31 protein-coding genes are annotated in these 24,986 nt (G+C 62.6%); 7 read left to right on the forward strand and 24 right to left on the reverse strand.

Translation table 11 applies throughout. The features are described from left to right. Positions 1-5: 5 nt before the first annotated feature. From DBV14_RS09510 to DBV14_RS09590, 18 genes are all read right to left on the reverse strand, one after another. A complete protein-coding gene (locus DBV14_RS09510; protein ID WP_124458940.1) occupies positions 6-872 on the reverse strand; it encodes a hypothetical protein in 867 nt (288 codons plus the stop codon). Positions 873-874: 2 nt separating this feature from the next. After that, the gene (locus tag DBV14_RS09515) at positions 875-1,414 is read right to left on the reverse strand and encodes an aspartyl/asparaginyl beta-hydroxylase domain-containing protein (RefSeq protein ID WP_124458941.1); all 540 of its coding nucleotides are present in this window, start codon (positions 1,412-1,414) and stop codon (positions 875-877) included. After that, positions 1,414-1,770 (reverse strand): hypothetical protein, encoded by a 357-nt coding sequence (locus DBV14_RS09520; protein ID WP_124458942.1) that lies wholly within the window; start codon positions 1,768-1,770, stop codon positions 1,414-1,416. Before DBV14_RS09520 ends, DBV14_RS09515 begins: the two co-directional genes overlap by 1 nt. Next, a complete protein-coding gene (locus DBV14_RS09525) occupies positions 1,770-2,495 on the reverse strand; it encodes a hypothetical protein (RefSeq protein WP_124458943.1) in 726 nt (241 codons plus the stop codon). Before DBV14_RS09525 ends, DBV14_RS09520 begins: the two co-directional genes overlap by 1 nt. An 11-nt stretch (positions 2,496-2,506) precedes the next feature. Beyond that, a complete protein-coding gene (locus tag DBV14_RS09530; RefSeq protein WP_124458944.1) occupies positions 2,507-2,920 on the reverse strand; it encodes a hypothetical protein in 414 nt (137 codons plus the stop codon). Then, positions 2,920-3,906, reverse strand: a complete 987-nt coding sequence (locus DBV14_RS09535) for a hypothetical protein (RefSeq protein WP_124458945.1) — start codon at positions 3,904-3,906, stop codon at positions 2,920-2,922. Before DBV14_RS09535 ends, DBV14_RS09530 begins: the two co-directional genes overlap by 1 nt. Then, the gene (locus DBV14_RS09540) at positions 3,903-5,360 is read right to left on the reverse strand and encodes a hypothetical protein (protein WP_124458946.1); all 1,458 of its coding nucleotides are present in this window, start codon (positions 5,358-5,360) and stop codon (positions 3,903-3,905) included. Before DBV14_RS09540 ends, DBV14_RS09535 begins: the two co-directional genes overlap by 4 nt. After that, on the reverse strand, positions 5,357-5,953 hold the full coding sequence (locus DBV14_RS09545; RefSeq protein WP_124458947.1) for a hypothetical protein: 597 nt from the start codon (positions 5,951-5,953) through the stop codon (positions 5,357-5,359). The genes DBV14_RS09540 and DBV14_RS09545 overlap by 4 nt, the downstream gene beginning before the upstream one ends. 2 nt (positions 5,954-5,955) lie before the next feature. Continuing rightward, entirely contained in the window at positions 5,956-6,243 is a 288-nt protein-coding gene (locus DBV14_RS09550) for a hypothetical protein (protein ID WP_124458948.1), read from the reverse strand. 95 nt (positions 6,244-6,338) lie between these two features. Then, a complete protein-coding gene (locus DBV14_RS09555; RefSeq protein ID WP_124458949.1) occupies positions 6,339-7,265 on the reverse strand; it encodes a DUF5309 domain-containing protein in 927 nt (308 codons plus the stop codon). 13 nt (positions 7,266-7,278) lie between these two features. Continuing rightward, on the reverse strand, positions 7,279-8,262 hold the full coding sequence (locus DBV14_RS09560; protein WP_124458950.1) for a hypothetical protein: 984 nt from the start codon (positions 8,260-8,262) through the stop codon (positions 7,279-7,281). Positions 8,263-8,358: 96 nt separating this feature from the next. Continuing rightward, a complete protein-coding gene (locus DBV14_RS09565) occupies positions 8,359-8,631 on the reverse strand; it encodes a hypothetical protein (RefSeq protein WP_148092434.1) in 273 nt (90 codons plus the stop codon). Continuing rightward, positions 8,628-9,182 (reverse strand): hypothetical protein, encoded by a 555-nt coding sequence (locus DBV14_RS09570; protein WP_124458952.1) that lies wholly within the window; start codon positions 9,180-9,182, stop codon positions 8,628-8,630. Before DBV14_RS09570 ends, DBV14_RS09565 begins: the two co-directional genes overlap by 4 nt. Then, on the reverse strand, positions 9,179-11,605 hold the full coding sequence (locus DBV14_RS09575; RefSeq protein WP_124458953.1) for a hypothetical protein: 2,427 nt from the start codon (positions 11,603-11,605) through the stop codon (positions 9,179-9,181). Before DBV14_RS09575 ends, DBV14_RS09570 begins: the two co-directional genes overlap by 4 nt. Position 11,606: 1 nt before the next feature. Beyond that, the gene (locus tag DBV14_RS33835; RefSeq protein ID WP_260396888.1) at positions 11,607-11,741 is read right to left on the reverse strand and encodes a hypothetical protein; all 135 of its coding nucleotides are present in this window, start codon (positions 11,739-11,741) and stop codon (positions 11,607-11,609) included. A gap of 63 nt (positions 11,742-11,804) precedes the next feature. Further along, the gene (locus DBV14_RS09580) at positions 11,805-13,109 is read right to left on the reverse strand and encodes a PBSX family phage terminase large subunit (protein ID WP_124458954.1); all 1,305 of its coding nucleotides are present in this window, start codon (positions 13,107-13,109) and stop codon (positions 11,805-11,807) included. Then, positions 13,106-13,558, reverse strand: a complete 453-nt coding sequence (locus DBV14_RS09585; protein WP_124458955.1) for a terminase — start codon at positions 13,556-13,558, stop codon at positions 13,106-13,108. The genes DBV14_RS09580 and DBV14_RS09585 overlap by 4 nt, the downstream gene beginning before the upstream one ends. Beyond that, complete coding sequence (locus DBV14_RS09590) at positions 13,558-13,821, reverse strand: hypothetical protein (protein WP_124458956.1); 264 nt, start codon at positions 13,819-13,821, stop codon at positions 13,558-13,560. Before DBV14_RS09590 ends, DBV14_RS09585 begins: the two co-directional genes overlap by 1 nt. Positions 13,822-13,913: 92 nt before the next feature. On the opposite strand from DBV14_RS09590, the gene DBV14_RS09595 reads away from it, so the two are divergent. Next, positions 13,914-14,099: a hypothetical protein gene (locus DBV14_RS09595; protein WP_124458957.1), complete on the forward strand. Its 186-nt coding sequence runs from the start codon at positions 13,914-13,916 to the stop codon at positions 14,097-14,099. Between the two features lie 125 nt (positions 14,100-14,224). Here the strand turns inward: DBV14_RS09595 and DBV14_RS09600 are convergent, their stop codons facing one another. The 6 genes from DBV14_RS09600 to DBV14_RS09635 form a co-directional block, all read right to left on the reverse strand. Next, entirely contained in the window at positions 14,225-14,569 is a 345-nt protein-coding gene (locus DBV14_RS09600) for a phage protein NinX family protein (protein ID WP_124458958.1), read from the reverse strand. Positions 14,570-16,132: 1,563 nt separating this feature from the next. Next, a complete protein-coding gene (locus DBV14_RS09610) occupies positions 16,133-16,675 on the reverse strand; it encodes a hypothetical protein (RefSeq protein WP_124458960.1) in 543 nt (180 codons plus the stop codon). Beyond that, entirely contained in the window at positions 16,672-16,926 is a 255-nt protein-coding gene (locus tag DBV14_RS09615; RefSeq protein ID WP_124458961.1) for a hypothetical protein, read from the reverse strand. The genes DBV14_RS09610 and DBV14_RS09615 overlap by 4 nt, the downstream gene beginning before the upstream one ends. After that, on the reverse strand, positions 16,923-18,860 hold the full coding sequence (locus DBV14_RS09620) for a toprim domain-containing protein (protein ID WP_260396889.1): 1,938 nt from the start codon (positions 18,858-18,860) through the stop codon (positions 16,923-16,925). Before DBV14_RS09620 ends, DBV14_RS09615 begins: the two co-directional genes overlap by 4 nt. 103 nt (positions 18,861-18,963) lie before the next feature. Continuing rightward, entirely contained in the window at positions 18,964-19,974 is a 1,011-nt protein-coding gene (locus DBV14_RS33365) for a hypothetical protein (RefSeq protein WP_185545981.1), read from the reverse strand. Positions 19,975-20,083: 109 nt separating this feature from the next. Beyond that, the gene (locus DBV14_RS09635) at positions 20,084-20,464 is read right to left on the reverse strand and encodes a helix-turn-helix domain-containing protein (protein ID WP_124458964.1); all 381 of its coding nucleotides are present in this window, start codon (positions 20,462-20,464) and stop codon (positions 20,084-20,086) included. A gap of 354 nt (positions 20,465-20,818) precedes the next feature. Here DBV14_RS09635 and DBV14_RS34205 point away from each other — a divergent pair, with 354 nt between their 5' ends. The 6 genes from DBV14_RS34205 to DBV14_RS09670 all read left to right on the forward strand — a co-directional run bounded on the left by DBV14_RS34205 (position 20,819) and on the right by DBV14_RS09670 (position 24,937). Continuing rightward, complete coding sequence (locus DBV14_RS34205; protein ID WP_124458965.1) at positions 20,819-21,055, forward strand: KTSC domain-containing protein; 237 nt, start codon at positions 20,819-20,821, stop codon at positions 21,053-21,055. A gap of 357 nt (positions 21,056-21,412) precedes the next feature. Next, positions 21,413-22,114 (forward strand): LexA family transcriptional regulator, encoded by a 702-nt coding sequence (locus tag DBV14_RS09650; protein WP_124458967.1) that lies wholly within the window; start codon positions 21,413-21,415, stop codon positions 22,112-22,114. A gap of 54 nt (positions 22,115-22,168) precedes the next feature. Continuing rightward, entirely contained in the window at positions 22,169-23,308 is a 1,140-nt protein-coding gene (locus DBV14_RS09655) for a hypothetical protein (RefSeq protein WP_124458968.1), read from the forward strand. After that, positions 23,305-23,511 (forward strand): hypothetical protein, encoded by a 207-nt coding sequence (locus DBV14_RS09660; protein WP_124458969.1) that lies wholly within the window; start codon positions 23,305-23,307, stop codon positions 23,509-23,511. The genes DBV14_RS09655 and DBV14_RS09660 overlap by 4 nt, the downstream gene beginning before the upstream one ends. After that, on the forward strand, positions 23,508-23,732 hold the full coding sequence (locus tag DBV14_RS09665; protein WP_124458970.1) for an excisionase: 225 nt from the start codon (positions 23,508-23,510) through the stop codon (positions 23,730-23,732). Before DBV14_RS09660 ends, DBV14_RS09665 begins: the two co-directional genes overlap by 4 nt. Next, the gene (locus tag DBV14_RS09670; protein ID WP_124458971.1) at positions 23,729-24,937 is read left to right on the forward strand and encodes a tyrosine-type recombinase/integrase; all 1,209 of its coding nucleotides are present in this window, start codon (positions 23,729-23,731) and stop codon (positions 24,935-24,937) included. Before DBV14_RS09665 ends, DBV14_RS09670 begins: the two co-directional genes overlap by 4 nt. Positions 24,938-24,986: the final 49 nt, after the last annotated feature.

The raw sequence follows: 24,986 nt of genomic DNA on the forward strand, positions 1-24,986 counted from the left end.
CCTCCTTACCAAGCGCCGTTGCCGGACGCTGCAGCAGCTGCGTTTGCACCGGTGTCGCCGATACCCACACCGCCGTTCGTCTGGCCGCCGCCCATCAAGTGGGCATAGGGGCTCATGCTCGGGTCGCGGTAGTCGCCGCCCTTGCCGTAGTAGTTGTTCGGATCTGCGCCGCCGTTGGCGAAGTAGGCCGACATGTCGCGGTATTGCTGGGTGCCCGGCTGCGGCTGCATGCCGTACTTGAACGTTCCGTAGCCGCCGTTGCCAAGCAGCGTGCCACCGGAGCGCCCCTCCAGTAGCGCGCGCGGGTCACCGTTGAGCGCACCCATGTTCAAGCCGCCCATGTTCATTCCGCTGACGACCCCGCCCTGCTGCATGAAGTCGCCACCGTCGCCGGTTCCGCCTCCCTGCCCGGCCGCGCCCGGCGGCGGCTTCGCGTTGAGCACGGACTTCTGACCGAGATCCGGTGCCTTGTCGGAAAGCAGGCCCGACCAGTTCCAGGCTTCGGGCCGCGCGTCTGGGTTCTTCTTGTCGAAGCCGACCTGCTGGCTGCCCATCTGCCCGAGCAGGTTCGGCACCAGGCGGCGCATGTAGTCGTTCGCCGCATAGCTGTTGTCGTAGGCCGCCTGCTGCTGCGGGCTGAAGGGCTGCATTTGGTGCTGATACTGCAGATCCATGCCGCGTGCGATGTTGAAATTCATCCACGGTGCCGCGGGCGCCCAGGGCTCCGCGCTGGAGGTCTGCTGCTGGCCACCACCGCCTCCGCCCTTGCCATCGGCCATGACGTTGTTCACCACAGCGCCGCCGATGGCGCCCACCACGCCCCAGGGCATGCGCAGGCGCTGCGCGCTCAGTCGATTGAAAAAGAGTGGCATGGTTACTTCCTCTCCGTCTTGATGCAGACGATCATGGTGATTCGGTCGGTGTCGCTCTCGTTCGTGACCCAGTGCGTGAACGAGTTGTCGAACCAGTAGATGTCGCCCGGCACCGTCACGAGCTTTTCGCCTTCGAAGTGGAAAGCCTGCTCGGGCGCTGCTGCGATCTGAACGGCGTACTTGTCGTAGTGCCGCGCGTGCCATCCGGGATCGGTGTGCGGTTTGCAGATCTGGCCAGGCTTGATGCGCGTGATCAGCACGCCGCCCAGGCGCTCGCCGCGCACGCCGGCCATGAGCGGAAACACGATGTCGCGCACGGGCAGCACGTCAGCCGGCGGATACCAGATGGAGTCGTGCGATCCGTCCTCGCGCATCGTCTGCGGATCGGCGTAGCGGGCCCAGATGTCGGACAGTCCGTGATGCGGCGAATCCTCCGCCGCGGTGCGCCCGGTCTGCTGGTCCCACAGTTCGGGGTGCTGCGCGAGCGCCGCGCGCATCGGCTGCACATTCAGGCCGCGCCAAAGGAGTTTGATGTGGCTCATCAGGCAAGCCCCCTGGCGATGGCCTGCATCTCGCCGGCATCGGTGCCATCGGCGATCAGCACTTCATCCACTTCCTGCGGGTCGGTGCAGTCGGTGGAGTGGATGCAGTACCAAACCACGTCGGTGAGCGCGCGGATGCCGTGGTGCTTGCCCGCCTCTATGGTCAGGCACGCGGGCCCGGCAACGATGGAGCGGGCGCCGCCCACCAGCACCTCGACCGTGCCGCAGGCCAGCACCGATAGGTGCGCATGCTCGTGCTTGTGCTGCACCAGCACCTGCCCCGCCTTGACGTGCGTCTCCTTGGCGTACACCCCGCCGCCGAAGTGGTGGGCGATGTTCAGGTCTTGGGCTTCCATCAGTAGGTGATCCCTCTGTCCGAACCGTTCTCGTAGTTCGGCGCGGAGACATTGCCGCTCGAACCGTTGTAGTTGTTGCCGCTGGTGCCGTAGTTGCCGCTGTTGTTCCACCACTTGCCGAACGCATTGCCCAGCTGCGCGCCGCCGATGGCCGACGTGATCGGGCTGGAGCCGCCGCCCGGCGTGGTGGTGGTGGAGGTCTGGCCGCCACGGCCGGCCGCGCCCGCCAGGTTCGAGAACTGCGTGAGGTAGTCCAGCGGCGTGTTCTGGTACTTCGTCGTGTTCGCGATGTCCTGCTGATTGAGGCCGCCCAGCATGCCGAGCAAGCCAATGCCGGTCTGCAGCGTCTGCTGGTTCTGTCCGAACGCATCGTTGTAGAGCGATCGGTTGAACTGGTCGCCCCACTGCTGCGCGTTCTGATCGAACCCTTTCTGCCACTGGTACATGCCCTGTTGCTGGGTGTAGTCGTTGAACCGCGCAGTGTTGGACAGGTTGCCCAGGTTCTTCTGCAGCATGTCGGCATCGCGCGCCTGCATTTCCTGCAGGCCCGAATTGCCGAACGAGCCGCTGCGCACCAGGCCCGCGTTTGTTGCAGGCACGGCGCCGAGGTTGTAGTTCTTGACCAGATCGGCCGATGCAGCGTCGATGTTCTTCTGCAGGTACGGATTGTTCTGGCCGAGAAAGGGGTTGCCCCCCATGCCGAGATTGCTTGTGTCTACTGCCATTTCGGGCTCCTTTACCTTGCGGCGAGAGTCAGCACCGGCAACATCGCAATAAGTTGCTCGGCGGTGGGTTCTTGGATCTGTCCGCCCTGCACCTGGGCGAGCACTTGGTAGCACTGGGCATAGACCGCATCCATCCAAGTTGCGAAGGCCAGGCCCTCCGCATGGAAAGGGCCGGGGTAGCCGGCGCGCAGCGCAGCCGCGCCAATGCTGTCGTAGCGCTTCGCACGCGCCGCGGCATTCAGGTGCTCATCAACGGCCGCCAGCAACGCAGCTTCGCGCTGCTCGAACGTTGGCCCCGCAGCCTGCTGCGGCACGTTGCCCGGAATGGCGCACCATTCGAGATACCGCTGGTAGTCGGGGTTGTCCTCGTTGCGCGGAATCCAGCGCGTGTCGAGCTCGATGTAGGCTTCGTGTTCGATGTACATCACAGCCTCGCGTCTGCCACGAAGTGCAGCGAGATGGTTTGGCTTGCCGGCGGCGCCACCGCTGCCTGCACCACCACCCCGTTCGCACTGAAGGCCGACGATCCAACGGTCGTAATCCCGTAGTTCACGCCAATCGTCTCGTTGCGCATCTCGCCGGCGGTGCCCGTCGCGGGGTTGTAGAAGCTGAAGGTCGGCGTCGTCCACATCGGCGGATCGAAGTCGATTTCGAACTGCGCATAGGCCGACGTGGAGGCCGCAAGCGTGGTCTTTCGGCCAAGGACGCCGCCCACGCCCGTAGAGCCCGGGGGGTATCCGATGTAGCTGGTGCGGTAGTACCACTGGCAGCGGATCAGCTCTTCCAGGGGGTGCACTTTCTCAACGATGCTTGGGGTCGTGCCCTCTTCGAACTGCACGTTCGTGAGCGTGCCGGCATTGAATTCGACGATGAGATTCACAGCTGCTGTGACGCTCGTTGCGGTCACAAGGTTGGCGCCGTATGTGCCTGCGGCGATCCGCCCCTGCGCGGTGCCGGTCCAGCTGAGCACGTAGTCGCCGCCGTCGAGCTTGATCCCGTGCACCACCTGCCGCAGCGTGCCGGAGATGATCGTGATCGTGGTGAGGTTGCCCACCTTGGCAAAGCTGTAGGAGCAACCCGCCGGGCCCGCCTTCCAGCCGTCATGCCCATACGCGCCGGCGGCGAGCACCACCGTGCCGGACAGCGCCAACTGGTTGACCGCGAACCGGCCGTTGATCAGCAGATTCCGAAAATCCAGCATGCCCAGCGCGAGCGCGCCGCGTGCGCCCGCTGCGGTGCTGCTGCCGGTGCCCCCATTGGCGAGAGGCAAAACGCCATTGACGAAGTACCCCGCCACGGTGGCCAGCGCATCGACGAGGCCATTCACGATCATCGCGACCTTGCGCGCCCAGTCGAGGACCGAAGCGCTGACCCCGGCCAGGCGTGGCTCTTTGTCGAGCTTCATCGTCATCGCTGGCCCACCGGGATAGCCTTCGCGTCGTAGGCTGTCATCTGCGCGTCGCCGGTCATATCGACCCGCACGCGGTGGAATCGGGCCGACTGGCGAAGGTCAAACTTGCCATCGTTCAGCCGGCTGGTGGACCCCGGCACCAGGTCATCCCCCTCGTTCATCTTGATCAGCCCGGTGGCCATCGCGGTCGCGGGCGACTTCGTGAAGCGCGTGCGGAAGCGGTCGATCATGGTCACCATGTCGTCGTCCCCGAAGTCGCCCGTCGTGAAGCTGGAGGCGCCCGCTACGCCGGTGTTGGACACCAGCTGATTCGAGGCATCGAAGTAGGCGTAGAGCCGGCCGCCAGCGAGCCAATACTGCGAGTCGAACGGGATGGCCGGGAGCGTGTCGATGGTCGGCGCATAGGCGTCGAGCCCGTCAATCGTGACCCCGGGCGCAATGAAGTTCAGCGCCGCCTGCAGCACCCGGTCGGCCTTGCCCCATTTCTTCGTTCCGAGGTGGTAGGCCAAGGTGCGATCACAGGCGCCGGTCGAAGTCACAGACGGGTACGCGATCCACACGATGTTTCGCTGCCGGTCGAACGTGCAGCGCGTGCGGTAGCGAAAGGTCTGGCTCGAATTGCGCCGGAACCAATCCCGATTCACCCCATCGGCCAGCGGCACCGGTCGCGTGCCATCGAACATCCAGAAGTTGTCTTCGCCCACGATGAAGTGAAGGCCGCCGACATCGCAGACAGCCTCAGGGCCGACCGCGCCGCACTCACTGCCGAGAATGTGAGTCCACTGCCACGACCCATTCGAGGCGCCGACGAACGAGCCCAGGAAGACGCCGCGCGACTTGTAGGCCACCACGTAGTCACCCAGGGCCAGCCCCGCCTGAATGGCACCCTCACTCGCCACCAGGCGGCCTGTGGTCGCGCCGGTGGCCACGCTGGGCACCCAGTCGTTCTGATTGCTCTGCGCGCAGTTCCACCAGCGATCCGGCGCAACGCCGAACGTCGGGTCACTGGTGTGAAACGCGAGAACGAAATTGTTGGACGCGCTGATCACGATCTTCGCGCGCGGCGCCGTGGGCACGTCCGAAAACACGCCCGTCGTCGAAAGCTGCATCGGGTCCGCCAGGTTCGACGCGATGGTGGTATCGCCGAACTGGCAGAAGCTCCAGCGCGATTCCGTCGAGCCGGTGTAGCTGCCCGCCTTGCTGCGGTCGGTCCAGCTGCTGCCCGCGAGCTCGTACAGCTTGCCCTGCGTGCCGGCAATGATGCGGCGCGTGCCATCGAGCCGCTCAACCACCGCAGAGCCGCGGCAGGGCCCGGCCAGGGCGGCCACTGCCACCGCAACCGGCGACGGCGCGGCCATGAACCCCGCTTCGAAGGGAATCACATTGCTGCAGTCGGTCAGCACCCCCGCCGTGGTCGGATCTGCATCAGGCGCGAAGCCAAGGATCGGATTCATCGGTGGCGCACCGTCAACGTGGAGCCGCTGTGCTTCGCCGTCTCGTCGTCGGTATGCATCGCTTCGACAACACCGCCGTACAGGCCGGCCCAGGAGGCCGCTTCGTCGGGCTTCTTGACGTACAGGGCACCTTCCGCGAGCGCGGCGTAGAGGTACACGTTCGGCTTGCTGGTGAGAAGCCAGTTCTCGTTCGTGGTGGCCAGCGGTTCGAGTTGCTTGTAGTAGCGGGCAACGACCGGATACACGCCATCCGGCGCGGGCCCGAAGACGAGTTGATCGGCTTCGACGGTGTAGTACGACGGCCGGCCCGCCCCGTCTGTGAACTGCGCCGCCAGCTGCTCGGAGGTCATGAAATCGACCGGACGGCCATTCAGGCGCAGCGACTCGAACGCGAGCCAGCCCGTGGGCAGCGGCAACGTGCCATTGGCGGCGGTGTTCAGCGTCACGGTCGTCAGCAGGCGGCGCACGCGCAAATCCGTGGCGATGCGCGATTCGGCCAGCGCGATGAAATCGGGAATGACGGCATCGAGGTCGCCCCGGTTCATCCAGTTGGCGACGGCGCTTTTCAGGCCGGTGAAGCTGGTGATGGCCATGGTCAGATCTGCCCAGGCCAGATGCGGAAGTGCGCAAGCGCCGGATCGGCCAACATGCGGCGGATATGGCCTTCATCCACGCACCACTCACGATAGGTGATGTTGTTTTCGAGGCAGTACTTCTCGATCAGGATGTTCGGGATCGAAGCTGCAAGCTTCACTTCGCTCGAACCGTGCATACCGGCGCGGTGCATTTCCTTCGCGCGCTCGGCAACAGGCGTGCAGTCCTGCGTGCGCTTGATGAATGCTTCGTCGTCGCGAAAGACGATCTGCGTGTCGATGGTTTGCATAAAAACCTCCGGCGTCTCGCGACGTTGGGAGAAAAACGGGAAAGGGCCCGAAGCGTGAACCTCGGGCCCTTTCGACTACCTACCCTGCAGCTGGATCAGAGCAGGTCGAGAATGCCGCCGTGTGCCAGGGGAGCGCGATTCTCCAGGGCGTACTCGGCCAGGATCATCACGGCTTCCGAGTCGCCGGTTTTTGCCAGCGGCGTCTTCTGCATCGGGCGCAGGTACGCCACGGCCACCTTGTCGTTCTCGATCACGAAGGCATCGCGGGGGCGCTGGATGCGGTTCGGGATGGCCTTCAACGCGCCAAAGTCGGTCACGTAGATGTCGGTGGCCGCCACGACCTTCTTGTCTTCGCCCTCGTCGAACCGGGTGCTGTTGCCCAGGAACGTGGAGAAGGTCTGCTTCTGCGTCGGGCCGAGCATCAGGGTGTTCGGGTTGCCGCCAGACGTGTAGATCTTCTGCGCCACGTTCTTCAGCATCGCTTCGGTGAACGCGCGGGCCGTGCCATCGGTCTGCGCCACGTTGGTGATGTAGTTCGGGGCCACGTAGCCGGCGCCGGCATCGACGTTGGCCGCGTCCATCCAACCCACCATGCCACGGCTGCGTCGCGGGCTCGTGCTCGCGACGTTGTTCTGCGTCAGGCCGAGTTCCATGTCGCGCTTCATTTCCAGCGACTTCAGCGAGACCTGATAGGCCAGCTCCTTCTTGCGGCCGGCGGTGTTCACCTCCTGCTGCGTGCCGGAGACGCGCGCGGTCTTGCGCGCGATCTGCGTGCGGTTGCCCAGGCGCACGGTGGGAATCACCGGGTCGGCCGTGGCGTCGTCGCCTTCGGCTTGAGCGTTGTCCGCCGGCGCGGCCAGGGCCTGGGTCTGCCACTCGTGCAGCGTGGCCTCGGCCGTAACGCGCTCGGCCAGGCTGAGCAGCGGGGTTTCGGTGGGCGAGATTCGGTAGATCACATCCGCCAGATCTTCGCGATTGCCCACCGCAGCGGTGGACGTGTAGGTATTGGTTGGTGCAGCCATTTTTGCCGCCTCCTTAAAGAAGAGATTCGAGAACTGCGGCGCCAGCCTTCACCGAGCCGGTCCTGGCCAGGTTCTGGTATGCCGCCGTGCGCTTGTCAGTCGATCCCGTGTCGCCACTGCCGGAACGCATCACCTTGGTAGGGGTGTTGGTCACCAGCTTGGCCGCGGCATCCGCCTTGCCCATGATCTGGTCGTAAAGCATCGCCTTGCGAACGTTCATGATGGCGCGGTGGTCCGCCACGTTTTCGATCTCGGCGGCCGTGTACCCGTTCTTCACGAGGTAGTCACGAATTGCCGCCGTTTCAGCCGTGCGCTTGCTCTCGTCTTTCCACTCCGGAATCTTGGCGACGATTTGATCTCGCTGACTCTTGAGGTGTTCGACGAACTGCTCGTGCTGTTCGGCTGCGGCCTGGTGCTGGATCTGTTGCTGCTGCTGGAGCGTTTGCTGCAGCGCTGCTTGCCTCTGTCCTAAGAGGTGCTGCTGCCGCAATGCTTCCTGCGGGTCGCTTTCGATCAGGGCCGGCCAGTCGATTTCCTGCTGCTGTTGCAGCGCCGTCTCCAGTTGAACCTGGAACCGGTTGAGCTTCTGCGCGTACTGCTCACGATCTGCACGCGCCTGCGCGATTTCCGACTCGGCCACCTTCCGCGTTTCGGCGGCGGCCATCGTCTTCTTCGTCGCGTCCTGCTGGCGCTGGTAGCCCGCAATGACTTCCTCGCGTGGAACCTGAATTTCCTTGCCGTCGATCTTGACGGTGAACATTTCAGGTTGCGCGTGGTTGCCCTGCTCGGCGTCGCCGCCATCACCGCCCGCATCGGCTACCGACGTATCGGCAGTGTCAGCAGTGGTCGAGGCTGCAGGTTCCTTTGGGGTATCGACGCCATCACCGGCGCCCGCCGGCTGGTCATCGTCCAGAAGCGAGGAAAACGCTTCTGCGCCCTGACTGACGCTCAGGGCTGTGTCGCTGGGTCCCGCAGTGGGGGTGTCCAAACCGTCCATGATTTCTCCAATGCCGACTATGCGGCGCAGCGTCTCGCGACGGATGCTGGCGGTAAAAGGGAAAGTCCCTCGGGCGAGCCGCCTCCCGCCTGAATTTTAGAGCGCGATCTTCTCGCCCGTGCTCAATTGGTACTCGGCTGTGTCGCCGATCAGCACGCGCACATTGCCATGCTCCGTCGTCACCACGTCGCCGCGCGCACCCGGGTGCCACACGGTGGCAATCTGGTGCGTGGGTGCGTTGCGCTGCATGATTTCGGCTTCGACCTTCGGCCAGCCGCCGCCGTCATTCGAGACATCGGGAGCCGGGGTCGTGCTGGTGTCCAGCAGATGCGCATCGGGCGGACTGCCCATGTCGAACACCGGATTCACTCCAGCCACACCTTCGCCTGCTTCTCCAGTTCCGCCTGATGCTCCAGCTCCAGCCGAGCCATCTTGCCCGTCTCCAGCCGAGACTGCAGGTTCGCGTGGACCTTCTGCAGCAACTTCAGCGACAGCCACAACTTTTCCCGCCCCTGCGGGTCCTGTTCGGGTGCTCTTTGCCATGATTCGATGATCTCCGTCTTGAGGGAATGGAACGCCCATGCAAAGGCCTCGTTCTCGAGAACTTCGCGGGCACGGTTGCCGCGGTACGCACGCGCGGCGGGTGTGGTCGCCGATTCATCGGCCGCACCAGATGCCAGGGCCTGCGCGATGCGGTCGGCAGCGACGGGAACGCCGCTCGGCGTCTTGCCCTGCAACTCGACTAGGCGGCCCGCTGCGGTGCCCAGCGAGCCCCAGCGCTCGAAGAACGCTACGGCGCCCATGCAGCGGCGGTAGATGCAGAAACAGGTGTCACCGCCCACGACTTCCTCGCGCACCTCCCATGCGGGCGTGAAGAAGGCGCGGACGGCGGCCAGCGCAGTGCGGACTCGTTGAATCATGGCTGCACCTCGCGGGCGATCTCACCGGTTGCTGCCTGTGTGGCGGGGTCGTCCAGCTTCGCCTTGCTGGAAATGTTGGCGGTTTGCACCTTCACGGCTTGCTCCAGTTCGGTCTTCCAGCGCTGGAACGCGTCGTCGCGTTGCTTGGCGATGTCCTCGTACTGCATCCGCAGCGAATGCACCTGGGCCTCTTGCTCCAGCTTCATGGCGTGTTGCCGGGCTTCCAGCTCCTGCCGGTTTGCGTCCGTCTCGCGCTGCATCTGCGCGCGCATCGCCTCCAGCTGGGCCTGTTGCTCGCGGCCCTGTGCTTCGCTCTGCGCCTTGAACTGCAGCCGCATCTTTTCGAGCGCGGCCTCGTGCTGAAACTGCGCCTGCTGCATCTGCATCTGAAGCTGGCCAGGGTTCGGACCTTGCTGCGGCGGCGGGTTCTTCTCGGGGTCGTTGAAGAAGCGATCACCCGACTTGAAGCCCATCGTCTTCGCGATTTCGGTATCGAGCTCGTAGATCTTCTTCGGGGTCGCGGTGCCCCACTGCAGCCCGCTCACCTGCAGTTGCCGCAGCCCCATCAGGTGCCCGACCTGCTGGTCTTTATTGCCCACGCCCAGCCCGACGTTGATGTCGGTGTCGAACTGGTTTTTCCACTCGCGCGGGTCCATTTCGACCCACTCGCCGGCGATCTGCACCAACTCGGCTTTCTTCTGGTTCTGGCAGACCAGCTTCAGCATCATCTTGAACAGGTCTACGAATCCTTCGGCCAGGTTGCGCGCCATCAGGTCCGTGCGCATGTCGGCCTTGTTCGTGATGATCTGCACGCCGCCGAGCGTGTCGTTCAGGCCCTTGGCATCGTTGCCCTGGCTGTAGCGGGTCCAGCCGGTCGAGTTTTCGAGCGCCTGTTCCTCCTGCTCCATCAGCTGCGCTGCGGCGCCCAGGTCGCCCGCGCCTTGATCCAAGCGGCCGGCCATGCCGGGTGCATCCATCAGCACCACGCCGCCGGGCCGGCTGTCGAGCAGGCTATCGAAATCGACTTTGCCCTTCACGCCGAAGTATCGGCCGTTGACCTGCAAATACATGTTGTCCAGCTGGCCGCGCACGATGCTGGTCTTCGTCTTCTGACCAGGCATCGCCAGATCGGCGACGGACAGGCCCCAGAACTTATGCGGCATCGGCACCGGGCACCAGCTGACGAACGGCGCTTCATCGACGATTTCGTTGTCGAGAATCCGGTCGCCGCATCGCACGATCTTGCGCAGCTCGGCGATGCCGTCGCCGTCGTAATCGACGCGCAGGTAACACTCTTTCACCCACACGGTGAACTGTGAACGGTCGGTGGTGTTGCTCGCCTCGTAGTTCGAGCCCGTATCGTCGAAGTGATCGCGCTCCAGGCGCTCCGCATTGCTGTCGCCCTCGGAGTCATCGGCCACCAGGTCGTCGATGTTCTTGTAGCCCATGGACTTGAGCTCGGACAGCGTGCGCTTGACGCGGTGGCCGACAAGACGGGCTTCCGCGATGCTCTTGGCGCCGCGCGAGATGATGAATTCTTCGGACGGCACGCCCTCGATGGTCAGCTTGCCGCCCTTGCGGGTGATCTTGCAGCCCACGTCGTAGAGCATTGCCTGCGGCTGCTGCTCGATCATCAGGATCTGGGCCTGAATCGCGGCAACAGCGCCGGCCGGGCCTTGCTGTGGCGGGCGTGGCGGCTGGCCCGGCTGCGCGGCGCCCATCGGCTCTGCGGGTGGCTGCTGCTGGCCAGGCCCACCAGGAGCGCCCGGAGCACCTTGGCCCTGTGGCGGGCCGGCTGGCGGCTGCTGCGCGGCCTGCATCGCCTGCTGAAGTTGCTGCTGCAACGCGGCCACCGCTTCCGCGCGCTTCTTTGCGTCGTCTTCGTCGGGATACGCCTTGTGGTCGATGATTTCGACCTCGGGATCGTCCAGCAGCTTTGCCAGCTCGATCTTCGTCATGCCCACGTACTCTTCGCGCTTCTCTTCGTGGCGCATGTCCCACCAGCACTTCAACACGCCGCGCTTGGACAACAGGCCGTCTTTCGCCCATGACACCGTGATGGTGTGCCCGTTGTTCTTCTTGAAGAACAGGTGATTCAGGTACTTGGTCGCCGAGTCGGCTTTCGATTCGTCGCCCGGCTTCGTGGGCTCGAACTGCACCACCTTGTCGCCGCCCACGAACTTAACCACCAGCTGCGGCAGCATCGACTCGATGGTGTTGCGCACGTCCGGCGAAACGACCTTCGAGCGGCCCACGATCTCCGGCGGCGCGAGGTCGCCTTCGGGCTCGGCGTAGTAGTAGGCCACGGCCTTGCGGCGCTGCTCGGCCAGCTTGGTACTGTCGAGGCCGAGCGCCTGGGCGAGCTCGGTATCGACAAGCGCCTTCAGGTCGGCTTCCGTCATGGGCTTGGATGCAGTGGTCATATCAGGGAGGGGGAAGCTGGCGCTTCTTCACGTAGGTGCCCGACTTCTCGGGAATGAAGACCTTCGGCGCGAGCTTTTGCGGGCCCGCACGCCACCCCTTGGGGTAGTGCAGGGTCTTGCTCTTTGCGGCGGCCACGGTCAGGCCTCCTGCGCGCGACTGAAACGCCGTGCTGGTGCAATGTTGTTCATGTCGTTTCCTTCATGCGTTGTTTTGCTTCGGATACTTGAGAGGCTTCATCACCACAGGCTCTTCGTAGGCCACGCACATCAGGCCGAAGGCGTCGGCGCCGTGGCTGGCCCAGTCGTGTTCGGGGCCGAGGCCGATGTTTCGCTTCTCGTCGCGCTTCTCGTGATACCAACCGAGTGCGGCCACGCCGGCTTCGGTGCTGGCCTCGTTGAACCACATCGACGGGAACAGGCGCCGGCCTGCCTCGATGCGCGCAGCAGCTGCGCCCTTGCCTTGGTTCGGGATCACGGTGACCGAGTAGCCCGCGGCCTGCATGGCACTTTCGTAGGAAACGTCATGCACCTTGTCCTGCGTCGAGCCGTCGTGCGGCAGCCAGATCTGCGCCTTCTCCGGCGTGTAGCCGCGCGAGCGCAGCCAGGCCAGATGCACGGCGAGCGGCTGGCCCACCGCTTCGTAGTAGTCGAGGACGCGAATTTCTTTGCCAATGAACTGCGCCACCCACATCGTGAAGGCGTCGGCCTTGGCGCCAGTGCCGCCGATGTCGCAAAAGACGCGCAGGGTCATCAGCGGGTCAGCGGCCACGCGGCCGAATCGCTGCTGCAGCCTTGCCTCGTTGATGACGGCGGCGTAATACGCGCCCGACATCACCGTGACGTAGCCGCCCTCCCAGATATGGTCGTACTGGTCCGGCTGCATGCGCAGGCAATCCAAGCGCTCCTGCTCAAGCTCCGCCGTGAACCACGGGTTATCGCGCCAGTTCGCCTTCACCACCTGGGCACCAGTCGGCAGCTCAAGCCCGCGCAGCATCATGTCCACCGCATCCGTGCGCCTGCGTGCATTCCAGCTGAACCACAGTTCGGACCCAGGCGCGCGAATCGTTGGCCGCAACAGATCCAGAGAGTTCTGCGTGGCGGTCTGCGCTTCCTCCCACCATGCCCGTTTGAAGTTCTCCAGCGACTTCACGCTCTCGGCCGTGTAGTCCTGCATCCCTTTGAAGATCATCAGCCCGTCGCCGGGCAACTGGATGCAGTCGCGGAACACCTTGAAGCCGTCAGCTTCGGTGATGCGGTTCGCGCGTAGCTTCGCCTCGATCAGCGCCTTGGACGACTGCGCCAGGTCTTTCTGCACCTCGCGGATGCACACCGCGCGCATTCCCTCGCCGGCGGACTCGCCTGGCTCGGCCATGCAGTCCTCTATCAGCTTTTCGCCGAAGAAGTGCGACTTTCCCGAGCCACGGCCGCCCCATGCGCCTTTGTAGCGCGCAGGCTCCAGCAGCGGCACGAACACTCGCGCCGTCTGCAGGTTCAAAGTCTTCACGGCTTCGGCGGGGCCGGATCAACAATGGTGCGCTCGACCTTCGAATACTGCACCGGGCCGCCATTCTTGCCGGTCAGTTCCACCGACTTAGCCTCGCGCCACTCGTCGGGCCGGCGGTTCTTCACCCAGAAGATCGCGGCCGTGGTGTCCGGCGGATAGATCTTCCGGATGCGGGTCTTGACGATTTTGTTGTTGACGACCCGAATGTCCGTCTCGTCGTGCTCGTAGCCGGTGGCCCGCGCGAACAGGCTGCGTTCGACACGATCATCAGCCTCGTTCTTCCCGGCTTTTAGGGCCTGACAAAACTTCGGCTGCTCGCCCTTCCAGCGGTACAGCGTGCGCACGTCGATGGCGAAGAAGTCGGCCACCTCGATGTCGGTGGCACCCAGCTTGCAGAGCTTCTTCGCCTGCAGGATGAACTCGTCTTTGAACTTGCTCGGCCGGGCCATCAGAAGCCCCCCCGGCGCCACTCGGGCGGCTGATCACGGTCGGCGCGGCCCTGCCAGTAGCCTTGCAGGAAGGCGTCGCGCGGGTTGCCCCGCACCGGGCGAAAGCCCACGCGCATGAAGCACCAGGCGCCACGCAGGAAGGCGGCCACCAGGTTGAACGGCACCGGGTAGCAGACTGCCGTGTCCCGGCCGAAGTCCACCCAGGCAATGCCGTAGCCGCTGGGCAGCATCTGGCCGTGCCCGCAAGTTTTGCGAATCTTCATCGTGATTCCTTTCGGGTGCCTCGTGGCTTGTCCGAAGCTGTACGCAGGGCGCATGTCTTACAGTGGGCATTCAACCCACTGGAGACCACCTAATGACAAGTTTGGAAACCGTGCGCGGCCACTTGGACTCACTAAACCATGGGGCCCACTTGATGAGCGAGCGACTGAATAACACTGGTCAGATCACCGCCGGAGAACTGCGTGAGCTGATGCGACACGTACACGGCGCCATCGAGAATCTGACGAACGTCGTCGAAGGACTCGCAAAAAAGAGTTGAGACCAGACGCGCTTCGTAGGAATTCAACTGAGAAGCGCTGAGAGTCCGCTTCAGAAACAAGAAGCCCGCCGGTCTTGCGAAGGGCGGGCTTGACGGCCGGCGAAGGAACTCCGCATCGGAAACAACTAGGCGTTCGGTTCGTCCGACACCTCATCACCGAACTTCGAAGCTACGTAGGCACGCATGGCAGCCGAGAGCGCCGTCTCCGCTTTCCACACTCGGCCGTCAGCCCGCTCCACGTGCGCTGTGACGCCGGCGATCCAGTGACCACCATTCCACGCCACCATGATCTTCTCGCGTTCGATGATCGGGCCCGCCTGGGCCCAGTTCTCGGATGGATTCCACGGCAATGGCTTGCCATCTGCAAAGCAGCCTGTAGCTCCAAGCGGGAGATCACCAGCACGCTCGCAACCCAAGGCACGCATAGCCCAGTAGTCAAGCAGTGCGCCATCGAGTTCGGCAGTTTTCATGCCTCATTCTCTCGCCTCTTGGCGCGCAAGAAGATGCACGGCGGCAGAGCGTCAATCGACTAGAGGTCTACTCGATTGACAGCATTTGCCGTCGCCATTACCTTCCGAACAGGGGCGATAACCTGGGCAACTAGACCGCCCTCAGGGTGTATCTCAGCATCCGAATGCCGCTTTGAGAGGCGGCTGAAGGTACGGAAAGCAGAGAAGTCAGAAGGGCGGACTGGTAGCTCCAGGAACGCTGACAGGGCGAGTGGCCCACCCAGCGTTAGCAAATAGCATGGCGTTCTGACGACCAATCGAAGCGGACCAAGCCGGATCGCTCCAGAAGCTGCGCGCGCAGTGAAAGGGCTAGTGTCTGGCACGGCACGATAAATCAAGCCCTCGTAACTGTTGGCTGGCCAGCTGGCTCTGATTGGAGGCGCAAGCCGTGATCAAAGTTAGTTTGCAGTTTGGGAAGCTGAAGGTAAGTCTGTCCGTTTCGGCGGCGACGATCCTGACGATTCTCATGATCCTGCTGTAAGTGAAGGGGCTGGAGCGCAATCTCCAGCCCCTGATCTTTCTTCACCATTAAAAAAGCCGCCTCAATGGGCGGCTCGTGCAGAACAAGTTAAGAACTACTCGTTTTTATACGCCTCTAGCGTTTTAGGATCGAGGCGAACTATCTTAAGCTCAGCCCCATTGAAATAGTTGCACTGGACCTTGCCATCATGCCCCAACTCGCTGCTGACAGTCATCACAGGGCTTCCGCTTTTCAGCATCACCCGATCTCCCACGTTAAAAGTAGCCATCCGATCCTCCTGCACGCCAACATTGGCATGCAACAACTGAGGACCGTGCTGGTGAACCCAACTAGGGGAAACCCCGGGAATGAAGAGTCGCCTCGGCAAGTAGCAACAAAAAATCAGACGCTTCTATGATGCAGCTTTCTCACCCCGACAAGGAAGCCTATGTCCGAAGAACAAGCCAAGAATCACTATCTCGAATTGGCAAGTGAGCACGTCAAGAAGGTCCAGGAGTTAATTTCGACGCTATACCAGGCAAAGCAAACGGACCCGGAAGTTCTTCATGCACTCCAAAACCTGGCGAACGCAACGGAAAACCTGACGACAGTCATGAAGCTGTGGAACCCCCGAATGTCTAGATAAGTCCCCTCACGGAAAAACAAACAATAGGGGATCCGAAATGGATAGCGATCAACAGCCTACAGACACGAACATGCGCCTCTTCGCATTGACAGTGGCTGTAGCTTCTATCCTCAAACATCTTCCAGACGCGAAGGCTGAACTTCTACGAATAGCGGCCCACGTCGATGATGCGCCACCCATCGCGGTGTCTGACCAAATGCTGTCAGGCTTCTCTCAGGAGATTCGAGATTTGATCGCGGGCAAATGGAAGTAGAAAAGGTACGCAAAAAACCCGCCGGGCTTGCGCAGGGCGGGTTGGGGATTCTTTAGAGATAGCTCCGCCATCAAGGGTTGAGCTGCTCTTATTGTTCCCGGCTCACCCGGGATTTGTACAGGCGACGCGATTTTAAGCCTGAAGCCCCGACCTCGTAAAGACTTTTTACTTTCCAGCCTCTACGACAGCGATTTTCAGATCGAGATAACCAGCGATCTGCTTCATCGCCTCGGGGCCGGCCATCGCCTGGTGCTTCTCCATGTGGGCGACGAGCCAGTCGGCGATCTCGGCGTGCTCCTTGAACAGCGCGCTCAGCGAAGTGCGACCGGTGCCCTTGCAGGGCTTGCACTTCACGCCCAGTGTCTTGCTACCCGGGATCACCGTAGCCCCGTGACCGCCGCAGTTGTCGCAGGTCGGGTTTCGGTGCCAAGCGACGCAGCCGTGAGCAAGGTCGTAGGCCTGCACGCGGTTGAGCCTTACCTTCATCGCCCTCGCCTGCCGCCAGGCGTCATCGGCCAGGATCTCAACCAGTTCACGCGCAGCGATGCTGTCGCCCAGGAAGAGCCGCTGCAGCGCCACGGCAAGCGGGAATTGCCGCGAAGCTAGTCCCATCGCTCCAAGCACGTCCGAGTCCGAGCGGGTCGTGCGCTCGTTGATCTCCAGGTTCGTTGACCGAACCGCGCTGGCGTAGCGCTCGATGACATTCATGCGCGGCCCTTAACGGTGTCTTCGATGCGGGCAGCCAGGATGCGGCGACTGCCATCCACTGAGGGACGCCCTGTCGCATCGGCGAGGCGGCGGAGTAACCGGTCTAGTTGCGCGTCAGTGACCTTCCCGTCCTGCTTCAGCAGCAGCGCGAAACTCGCGATCACCTCGGCCGTCGCAGTGCGGTGAGTATTCATGGCATCGTGGAAAAAGTCGGAAGCCTTCAAGTACTGTTCGAATTCGCGCATGCTCATTGGGCAGCCTCTCGGTCTTGGGTGGAAAACTCGACGAAGCGCAGCGGGTAGCGCTTCGGTTGGGAGCGGTACTGCATGGAAGGCTTGTCGAACCACAGGCGCAGCGTGTAGTCCTGAACTCCATCCTCGCGCTGCTTGCGCAGGATCAGCTTGGCGTCGATGCCGTCCTGCTCTTCCTGCCACCGCGCCATCGCGTCGGCGTCGTGGGGGTTCGCAGGTGCCTCGTCTTTCTGGGCACGCCAGATCGAAAACACGTTGTCGGCGCCGTTGACGATGCCCCCGGCACCAGCAACCTCCATCTTGCTGGGGGCCTCGGCTTCGTCCTTGAGCTTGCGCGGGTGCGCGACCAGGTGGACATGTACGTTGTGCTGCTTGTTGAACGCGACGATCTTCTGCATCGCTTCGTTCTGCTTGGTGATGGCGCCGGGCCCGTCCTGGGGAACGTCGATCATCATCAGGCTGTCAATGACGAAGTGCCTGATGCCATACCGGCGCGCGGCATAGGCGAAGACTTCGAGCAACCGGTCGAGCTTCGCGATGCCCAACACGTCGAAGATCCACAGCCGCTCGCGCAGCCAGCCGCCGACGGCACGGATGTACTCGCGCGACGGCATGCCGGTCCCTGTCGCCTGCTTGTGGATACGCTTCAGGTGCCGGGACGGGCGCAACTCACCCGAGAAGACCACCACGCGCTCGCCGTACAGCATCAGGCCCAGCAGGATCTGGTCGAGCATCAGGCTCTTGCCGTGGCCGTTGATGCCGGTCCAGCAGGTGTATTCACCCCCGCGAAATCGAAACCAGTCGAACTCTTGATCGAGATACAACGGCGGGTCGATGGGCGAACCCTCGGGCGGATAGAACAGCTTTTCCACCTGCCCGGTGTAATCGTCAGCGCTGCGCAACTCGGCCGGATCGAGCGGCCGTGCGTCATCCATCGCCTGTTGGAAGTCCACCGCTTCCGCGCCATCCTGCAGCCACTGGTTGGCATCCTTGGCGCCCAGCCGCACGCGGCGGCAACGCTCCACGCCCAGGCGGTTGATGACCTCGGCCGCCCCCTTGTCGCCCGCCTCGTCGTTGTCGAAGCAGATCAGGATGTCGCTGAAACGCTCGAGTTTTTCCCAGTCGTGCTCGATCCATTGATGATTGCCCGCGCCCTGATTCACCGACATCGCCGGCACGCGCATCTGATGCAGCGTCATGGCATCGACCTCGCCTTCGGTGATCGTGACCGTGCGCGCCTTCGGGTCGATCAGGTGCCAGCCGAACAGGCATGCAGCCGCGCCAGGCTCCTGGCGCATGTCCTTTTTTTCGTCCGCGTTGCGGTACTTGACGTTCACAAGCTCGCCGGATTCGTCGATGAAAGGAAAGACCGCGTAGGCGGCACCGCCACGCAGCTGCTCGCCGATCTTGAACGCCACCAGCGTCTCGGGCAGCAGCCCGCGGCCGGTCAGCCACTCGTGCACGCGCTGCTTCGGCTTCTGGCAGACCGGCTTCTCCGGCCGGCGGTACTTCTTCTCGGGTGGTTTCAGAACCTCGTCGCGGATGCCCAGATGCGCCTTGATGTCCTTCATCGCCTCGGCCATCGACTGCCCGCGGCAGGCCATCCACAGGTCGATAAGGTCGCCACCCTCACCGCTGGCGAAGTCCTTCCACATCCCGGCCTTGTGGCCCACCACGCACACGGACAGGCTATCGCCAGCCTCGCCCGACGTGTTGCCGGCCTTCCACTCGCGCCCCTTGCGCTTGCCGCCGCGCAGCAGCACCTTCGCGATGTCTTCGGCCTGGCTGGCCAGGCGCTGGCTGATCTCGGCGGCGTTCATGCGTCGTCCTCTGGCGCCTGCGCGTAAGGATGGCAGCCGCAGCATCCGGTCATTGAGGACGGGAGCCCAGGACTGCCGGGACACTCGCCGCGCCGACACGGCATGTCCCACCATGGCTTTCCTGTGAGCTTTTCGCGATCAGCGCGCCGCTGCAACTCAGCCGCCTCGCGCTCGCACCGGCCGGCGTCCGCCAGTTGCCGGGCCTGTTGCTGCGGCGTCATGCGGCCACCTCCTGCGTGGTGCGCTTGCCGTCGCGGAACTCGTTGAAGTTGACGATGTTGCAGCGGAAATTCATCGCGTGTTCGACAGAATCGAACCCGGCCACCTGCCACCAAACGCGGCCATCGGCAGCCACCGGTGCAGCCTCGCGCCCGCCCGGGATTTCATCGTTCCAACGCTCACCGTTGAGCCACGTCGAAGCGTGCGGGATGTGCTTCTTGTCGTCGCTGAAATCGAGGCGTGGCCTCTGCGCCGCCAACGCGCCCAGGATCGTGGCCTGCAGCGCCTCGTCGGGCGATAGCTTCAGCCAGACCTTCTGCGCGGCAACCTTGCCGACCTTGCGGGGATAAGCAGCGTAGAACACCTCGAAGCCCGGCATCACGACTGCGAGATCCGCCTTCGGCTTGCGAGCCCGCTTCCCCCCTTGGGGGGTATGGGGGGGTTCTGTATTTGGTAACGGAGACGGAGACGGAGACGGAGACGGAGACGGAGACGGAGACGGAGACGGGGCACTGCCAGATTCATCGGGTGGAACACCATTGGCAGATTTGGGCAGTGCGACTGAAGTGCCCGTGGCAGTGCCACTGGCACTATTTGGCACTGCAGCAAGCAAGCGCGCCGCGTACTCGGGCATCTTCCGGGCAGCCTCCGCGCGTCCGTGTTGCTTGCATAGCGCAGCAAAGCGAGACTTCTCTGAACGCGCATCGCTGCCCGCCGCCCAGGGGTTGTGTTCTTCCCAATCGTGGATGGACCGTTCGCCTTCCTGGCCATCCAGAAAGCCGACTGCCACGAGTTCACGCACGAAGGCGCCCTCTTCTCCAGGCCAGTCCACAGCGAGCTCAATGTCTTCATCGCTCATGCCGGTCAGTTCGCCGTCGCTACGGTTATCAGCAGCCCACAGGAACAGGCACACGAGGTGCCATGCACCAGCGACGCCCGCACGCCGGACCAGCTTCTTGGTCTTGGGATGGGCAGGAAGGCCCGTTGAGATTCGTGCATCGCTGGTCATCGCCAGGCTCCCATTTCGTGATCGGTCGCCCAGCGGGCGTTGCTGACGTTGCCGCGGTGCACCCGCAGCCAGTAGATGAAGTGGGCAAGCCACAAGATGGCGCGGCGCATCAATCCCACTCCAGCGTGCGAACGCTCTGAACGGCACTCAGGTGTTGCTTGGCCATCAGAAGCAGTGCGTCTACGTAGTCGGGCGGGAAGCACCGCATGTCTTGGCCGACGACGCGCAGGCCAGCGTGTGCCATCACCAGTGCAAGCTTGTCGAGGTGGTCGCTGAGCAGCCGGGATACGGTGGACTCGCTCACACCCATGGCGGCAGCTATGGCCGTCTGAGACGCATCACGCTGAGTCGCCTTGAGGACGCTTGAGACGATCTTGCGAGCCCGGTCTTCGGGTGGCTCGACGATCACGTTCCAACTCCTTGCACCGGTGTGCGCTTGGTTGCAACGCCATGCACCGGGTTGCAGCCGCTGCAAGAGCGTGCGATCCATCTTGCTGGCGCTTCCGGGTACGTGTGCCCAGACTGCGTAGCCATGAACACACGCCATGCCATGCCAGTTGCAGCCCACGATCCATACCTCATCCATGACAGCACACGGACTGCACTGAGTACCAACGCCGATCCGAACGGACGCCCTACTGCGCGAGTGATACTGCGCACGAGCAAATTAGTGATTCGCTGGCTCGATGGCGATGTAGAAGTACGGTTCGCGGCCCAACAAATCGATATCGTGAGGAAAGGCCCCACGTTTCTAGGTAGACGCGTGCAATGACGTTGCGTCCGTCTATTTCTTGCAAGGTAGAGTCGGGCTTCCCCACAAAGATCCACGCGATGGAGGGACGGCATGGAATCCAAGCGCTTCAACTCGACTGCCTTGGTCGAGGGAACATACGAGCCAGCTACGCGAATGCTTCGGCTTTGGTTCACGAGCGAACCTCATCAGGGTTACGACTACCCGAATGTGCCCCTGCATCTTTGGCAAGGGCTCTGCTCTGCTCGTTCTGCCGGCACCTACTACAACGATCACCTTCGCGAGGTGTATGGAGATCCCCGATCAGGCCCTCGATGGCCTCGTCGATAGCGGAAATCTCACGTAAGAAATTTGTTCTCCATCCTGTCTCAGGCGACCGTGGCAGGTCCGGACGATCAGTCGCAAGAACGTTGTGGTTCACGACGAGTGCCATTCGTGCCGTCTGCAAGGCGTCTATTACTTGGGAGCACATGTCAGATCCTGTTTCTCTGGCGTGCACTTTGTTTGCCCAAAACCCCGGATCCGAGCGGCAGCGGCCTCTACCCGGTCCACTATTCGGCGGGGCAGAATGCTTGGCCACTTGTATACGGCCGAGTACGAGATACCCACGGCCTCCGCAGCGGACGCGATAGATCCACCCAGAAGTTCAATCGCACGATGCTTTTCCATCACGCGATTGGAGCATAGTTGCAAATCGACAGCAACCATGAGTCAATTAATTTACCCTATCATTTAACCATGGTTGATTACACGACGCGCCTGAACGAGGCCATGAAGCATGCGAACGTCTCGGTGTCAGCGCTGGCTACGGCGCTCGGGGTTTCGTATCAAGCGATAAGCAAGGCAGTGGATGGAACGACCAACAGTTTGTCGGCATACAACAACTCGAAAGCGGCTGACTTCCTGGGCGTAGATTCACGATGGCTGGCCACTGGCGAGGGAGCCATGGAGTTGAAACTCCAGGAAAGAGCAACTACGGTGCCCCTGGTCCCCTGGGAATCCCTGGCAACTTGGAAGGGGGCGTCAGAGTGGCTGAAGCGTCCTGAGGGGAACACCTTCGTTTGGGCGCCATTCGGCTGCAGTACCGAGACTTTCTGCGTCGAAGCGCGCGGCGACAGCATGGTTTCGCCTCATGGCAGCATGAGATCTTTCCGCCCGGGAACCCATCTTTACTTCGATCCCTTGCTTCATGACAACAAGCCCTGGGATGGCATACCTGTCTTGGCCAAGCTCGTTTCGTCCGAAGAAGTAACCTTCAAAATTTTCAAGCAAGAGGGCTCACGCCGCTGGCTGGCCCCCTTAAACCCTCAACACGAGCCGATCAGGAACTTGTTTGTTGTGATGGGAATTCTGGTTGGCCAATGGGAGCCATCACACAACCATGGTTGAATATTTTATTAACCATAGTTAAACTCGCTCTGTCATCAACCTGACGGAGCGAATATGGATATCCTTTCTCCTCGTAAAGCGCCCAGCACCTCCAAACCCGACAGGGCCATAACGCCCATCGAGAATGAGCCGTCCGCTGTCACCATCACTGACATCCGCCAATGGATCGGCACGGCAGAAGAAAAGCTTGAAGCGGCCTACGACGCGGCAGAACGCGGCGAACCGATCGACACCCTGCTGGACCACATCAACCACGACGTGATCCTTGAAGCATGTCGCGTCATTCAGCGTGACGACCTCACGCAAGCGGATGCTCAGCGGGTGTATCAGAAGCTGTTCCCGGTGCTGGCCTGTGTCCAAGGCGCGATCAAGCTCGCAGAAGGCACGGTCCTGCATACGACGCTTGAAGAAGCATTTGCGCTGCTGGACGCGGCCCAGACCGCCCTGGACTCGGTCAACGATGCAGTTCGAGCGCTGCCCAAGGGTGGCGACGCGCACGACTTCCAGCGCGGCCGGGATCTCGCCGTCGAAATGCTCAAGCAATGCCGCGGCAACCCCAGTGCTGGTGAATGCCAGCGAAGAAATCGCGATGCGGGAGCACGGCAGATCAACGTCGTTGGCGACTACTTCGTCGAGGCGATGTGCGAGCAGTCCTTGTTCGAAGGCTTCACGGCGGTCCTGTCCGGCGCCATCGGCCCGCAAGTCCTCGAACCGGAATACTTCGAAGAACTCACGCTCGCCGACACGCAGCCCGGGATCGCCGGGGAAGACGGAACATGCTGGGACGACGAGGATCAGGCAGCTACAACGGCCCCGCCAGAGCCCGCCGGCACTGCTGCCGATCCCGGCGAACGGATCTTCGAGGCCTACTGGACATGGAGCTGCGCGACCGAGATCCTCGATCACTACGCCGCCAACAGCGGCTCTGCCCTGGACTTCGCCGCGCTCGAACTGGCTCAAGGCGCGCTCAAGAAGCTTTCCGCCGCAGACGACAATACCAAGGCACTCTGTGAGGAGGCATCTGGCGCGATGAGCAGCGCAGTTGCGGTGGCCCGTGCATGCTCGGAGGTGAGCAACGATGCCGGCTCGCATGAAGCCCTCATCCTTGCCGGCGTGCGCAAGCTGTTCGAGATGGCATTGAGCGTCCTGGACGAAGCTACCCTCGCCCTGGCAGAGAACGAGCCCAACGAATGAGCACCGACCTGAAACGCAGGCCGGTGCTGCACCTGGTGCCCAAGCCCCACGACACCATCGATGCCGACTGGATCGCTTCCAAGGTCATGGAGAACATCGACAAGGAAGATCCGGGCTTCTGGACCCACCATGCTGTTGCTGCTCGCAGCAAGGTGCGCAACACCATCGTACGTGCCATCCTGGCGGAGGGTTCGAAGCGATGACGACGGTGATTGCTCTAGGCTGGGTTCCCATCAACCGCTATTGCGAACTCTTCGGCGAAACCCCTGATGCAGTCGATAAGCGCCTGCGTAGTGGCCACTGGTTGCGTGACGTGCATGTCCGGCACCCCGTGGGCAGCAAACAGAGTTGGATCAACATTCAGGCGGTCAACGACTGGGCGGCAGGGCGTGTCACCGCGCCTCCCAAACGAGGGCGTGGATGAACGATGGCATCACCGTTCTGAAACGCACTCGCAAGGAAGTCATCCGTATCGCCTTCAGCTTCAAGGGGGTCCAATGCCGGGAGATCCTAGACCTCCCCGGCACGCGCCCCAATCTCCTGTACGCAGAGCGGCTGCGCGGCGAGATCCTGCGGAAGATCGAGCAGAACAGCTTTCGGTACAACGAGTACTTTCCGCAATCGCCGAAATGCAAAATCTTCGGCCACGGCACGGGAGTGACTAGCACCACGACGATCAAGGAATTGCTAGAAAGCTATCGGGACCGAGCGAAGGCGTCGCTGCAGCCCAGCACCTGGACCGGTTACCGCAAAGCGATTGACAACGTGTTGGTCCCCCAGTTTGGCGGGCTCACGGTGCCCGCCCTGAGCGTGAGCATTCTTCGCGAGTGGATCGCCACCAAGAAGGTGACCCGCAAGCGCATGAGCAACCTGCTACTACCGCTGCGAAACGCCTTGTCCGAAGCCCTGGCCGACGAGGTGATCGCGTTCAACCCTCTGGACCGCCTCAAGCTTGAAAAGGTGCTGCCACGGGAGACGCTCTCGACCGACTACGCGCCGAATCCATACACGCTGGAGGAACTGGTGCCGGCCCTCGTCAGCATGGACGGCACCGAACGCGCGGCGTTTCAGCTCTGGGCCTTCACTGGGCTGCGCACCAGCGAACTCATCGCGCTGTCCTGGCGCGATGTCGATCTGGTGGCGTGGACGATCTACGTGCACACCGCGGTGGTCGAAGGCGAGGAAAAAGGCACTAAGACAAAGGCCGGCATCCGGACCATTCCGCTGTTGCCGGCGGCTCAGCAGGCCTTGGAAGACGAGCGGCAGCGCACCGAAAAAGCCGATGGGCGGGTATTTCTGAACCCGCGCACAGGGAAGGAGTGGACCGATCAGTCACTGCTGCGCTTGTGGAAGCGCACCTGCACAAAATCCAAAACGATATATCGCAACCCGTACCAGATGCGGCACACGTTCGCCAGCCAGCTGTTAAGCCAAGGGGAGAATCCGGCATACATTGCCAAGCTGCTCGGCCACAAGACAACCGAAATGGTCACCAGGCACTACGGGCGCTGGGTGGAGCAAGGCGTGGCTTTGGGCTTTGATCGGCCAGCAAGCAGGTACGGCCAAGAGTTGCTGCTTGGCCTTCCGCCACCGCCAGAGAAGGCGACGGCGCGTGTGAAAAATGAGTGAAACGAGTGACGGAAAGGGACGGTTGAGGACGGAGAGCCCTAACCTAAGT

The organism is Variovorax sp. KBW07 (genome assembly GCF_003852515.1).
In the GTDB taxonomy this organism is placed as follows: Bacteria; Pseudomonadota; Gammaproteobacteria; order Burkholderiales; family Burkholderiaceae_C; genus Variovorax.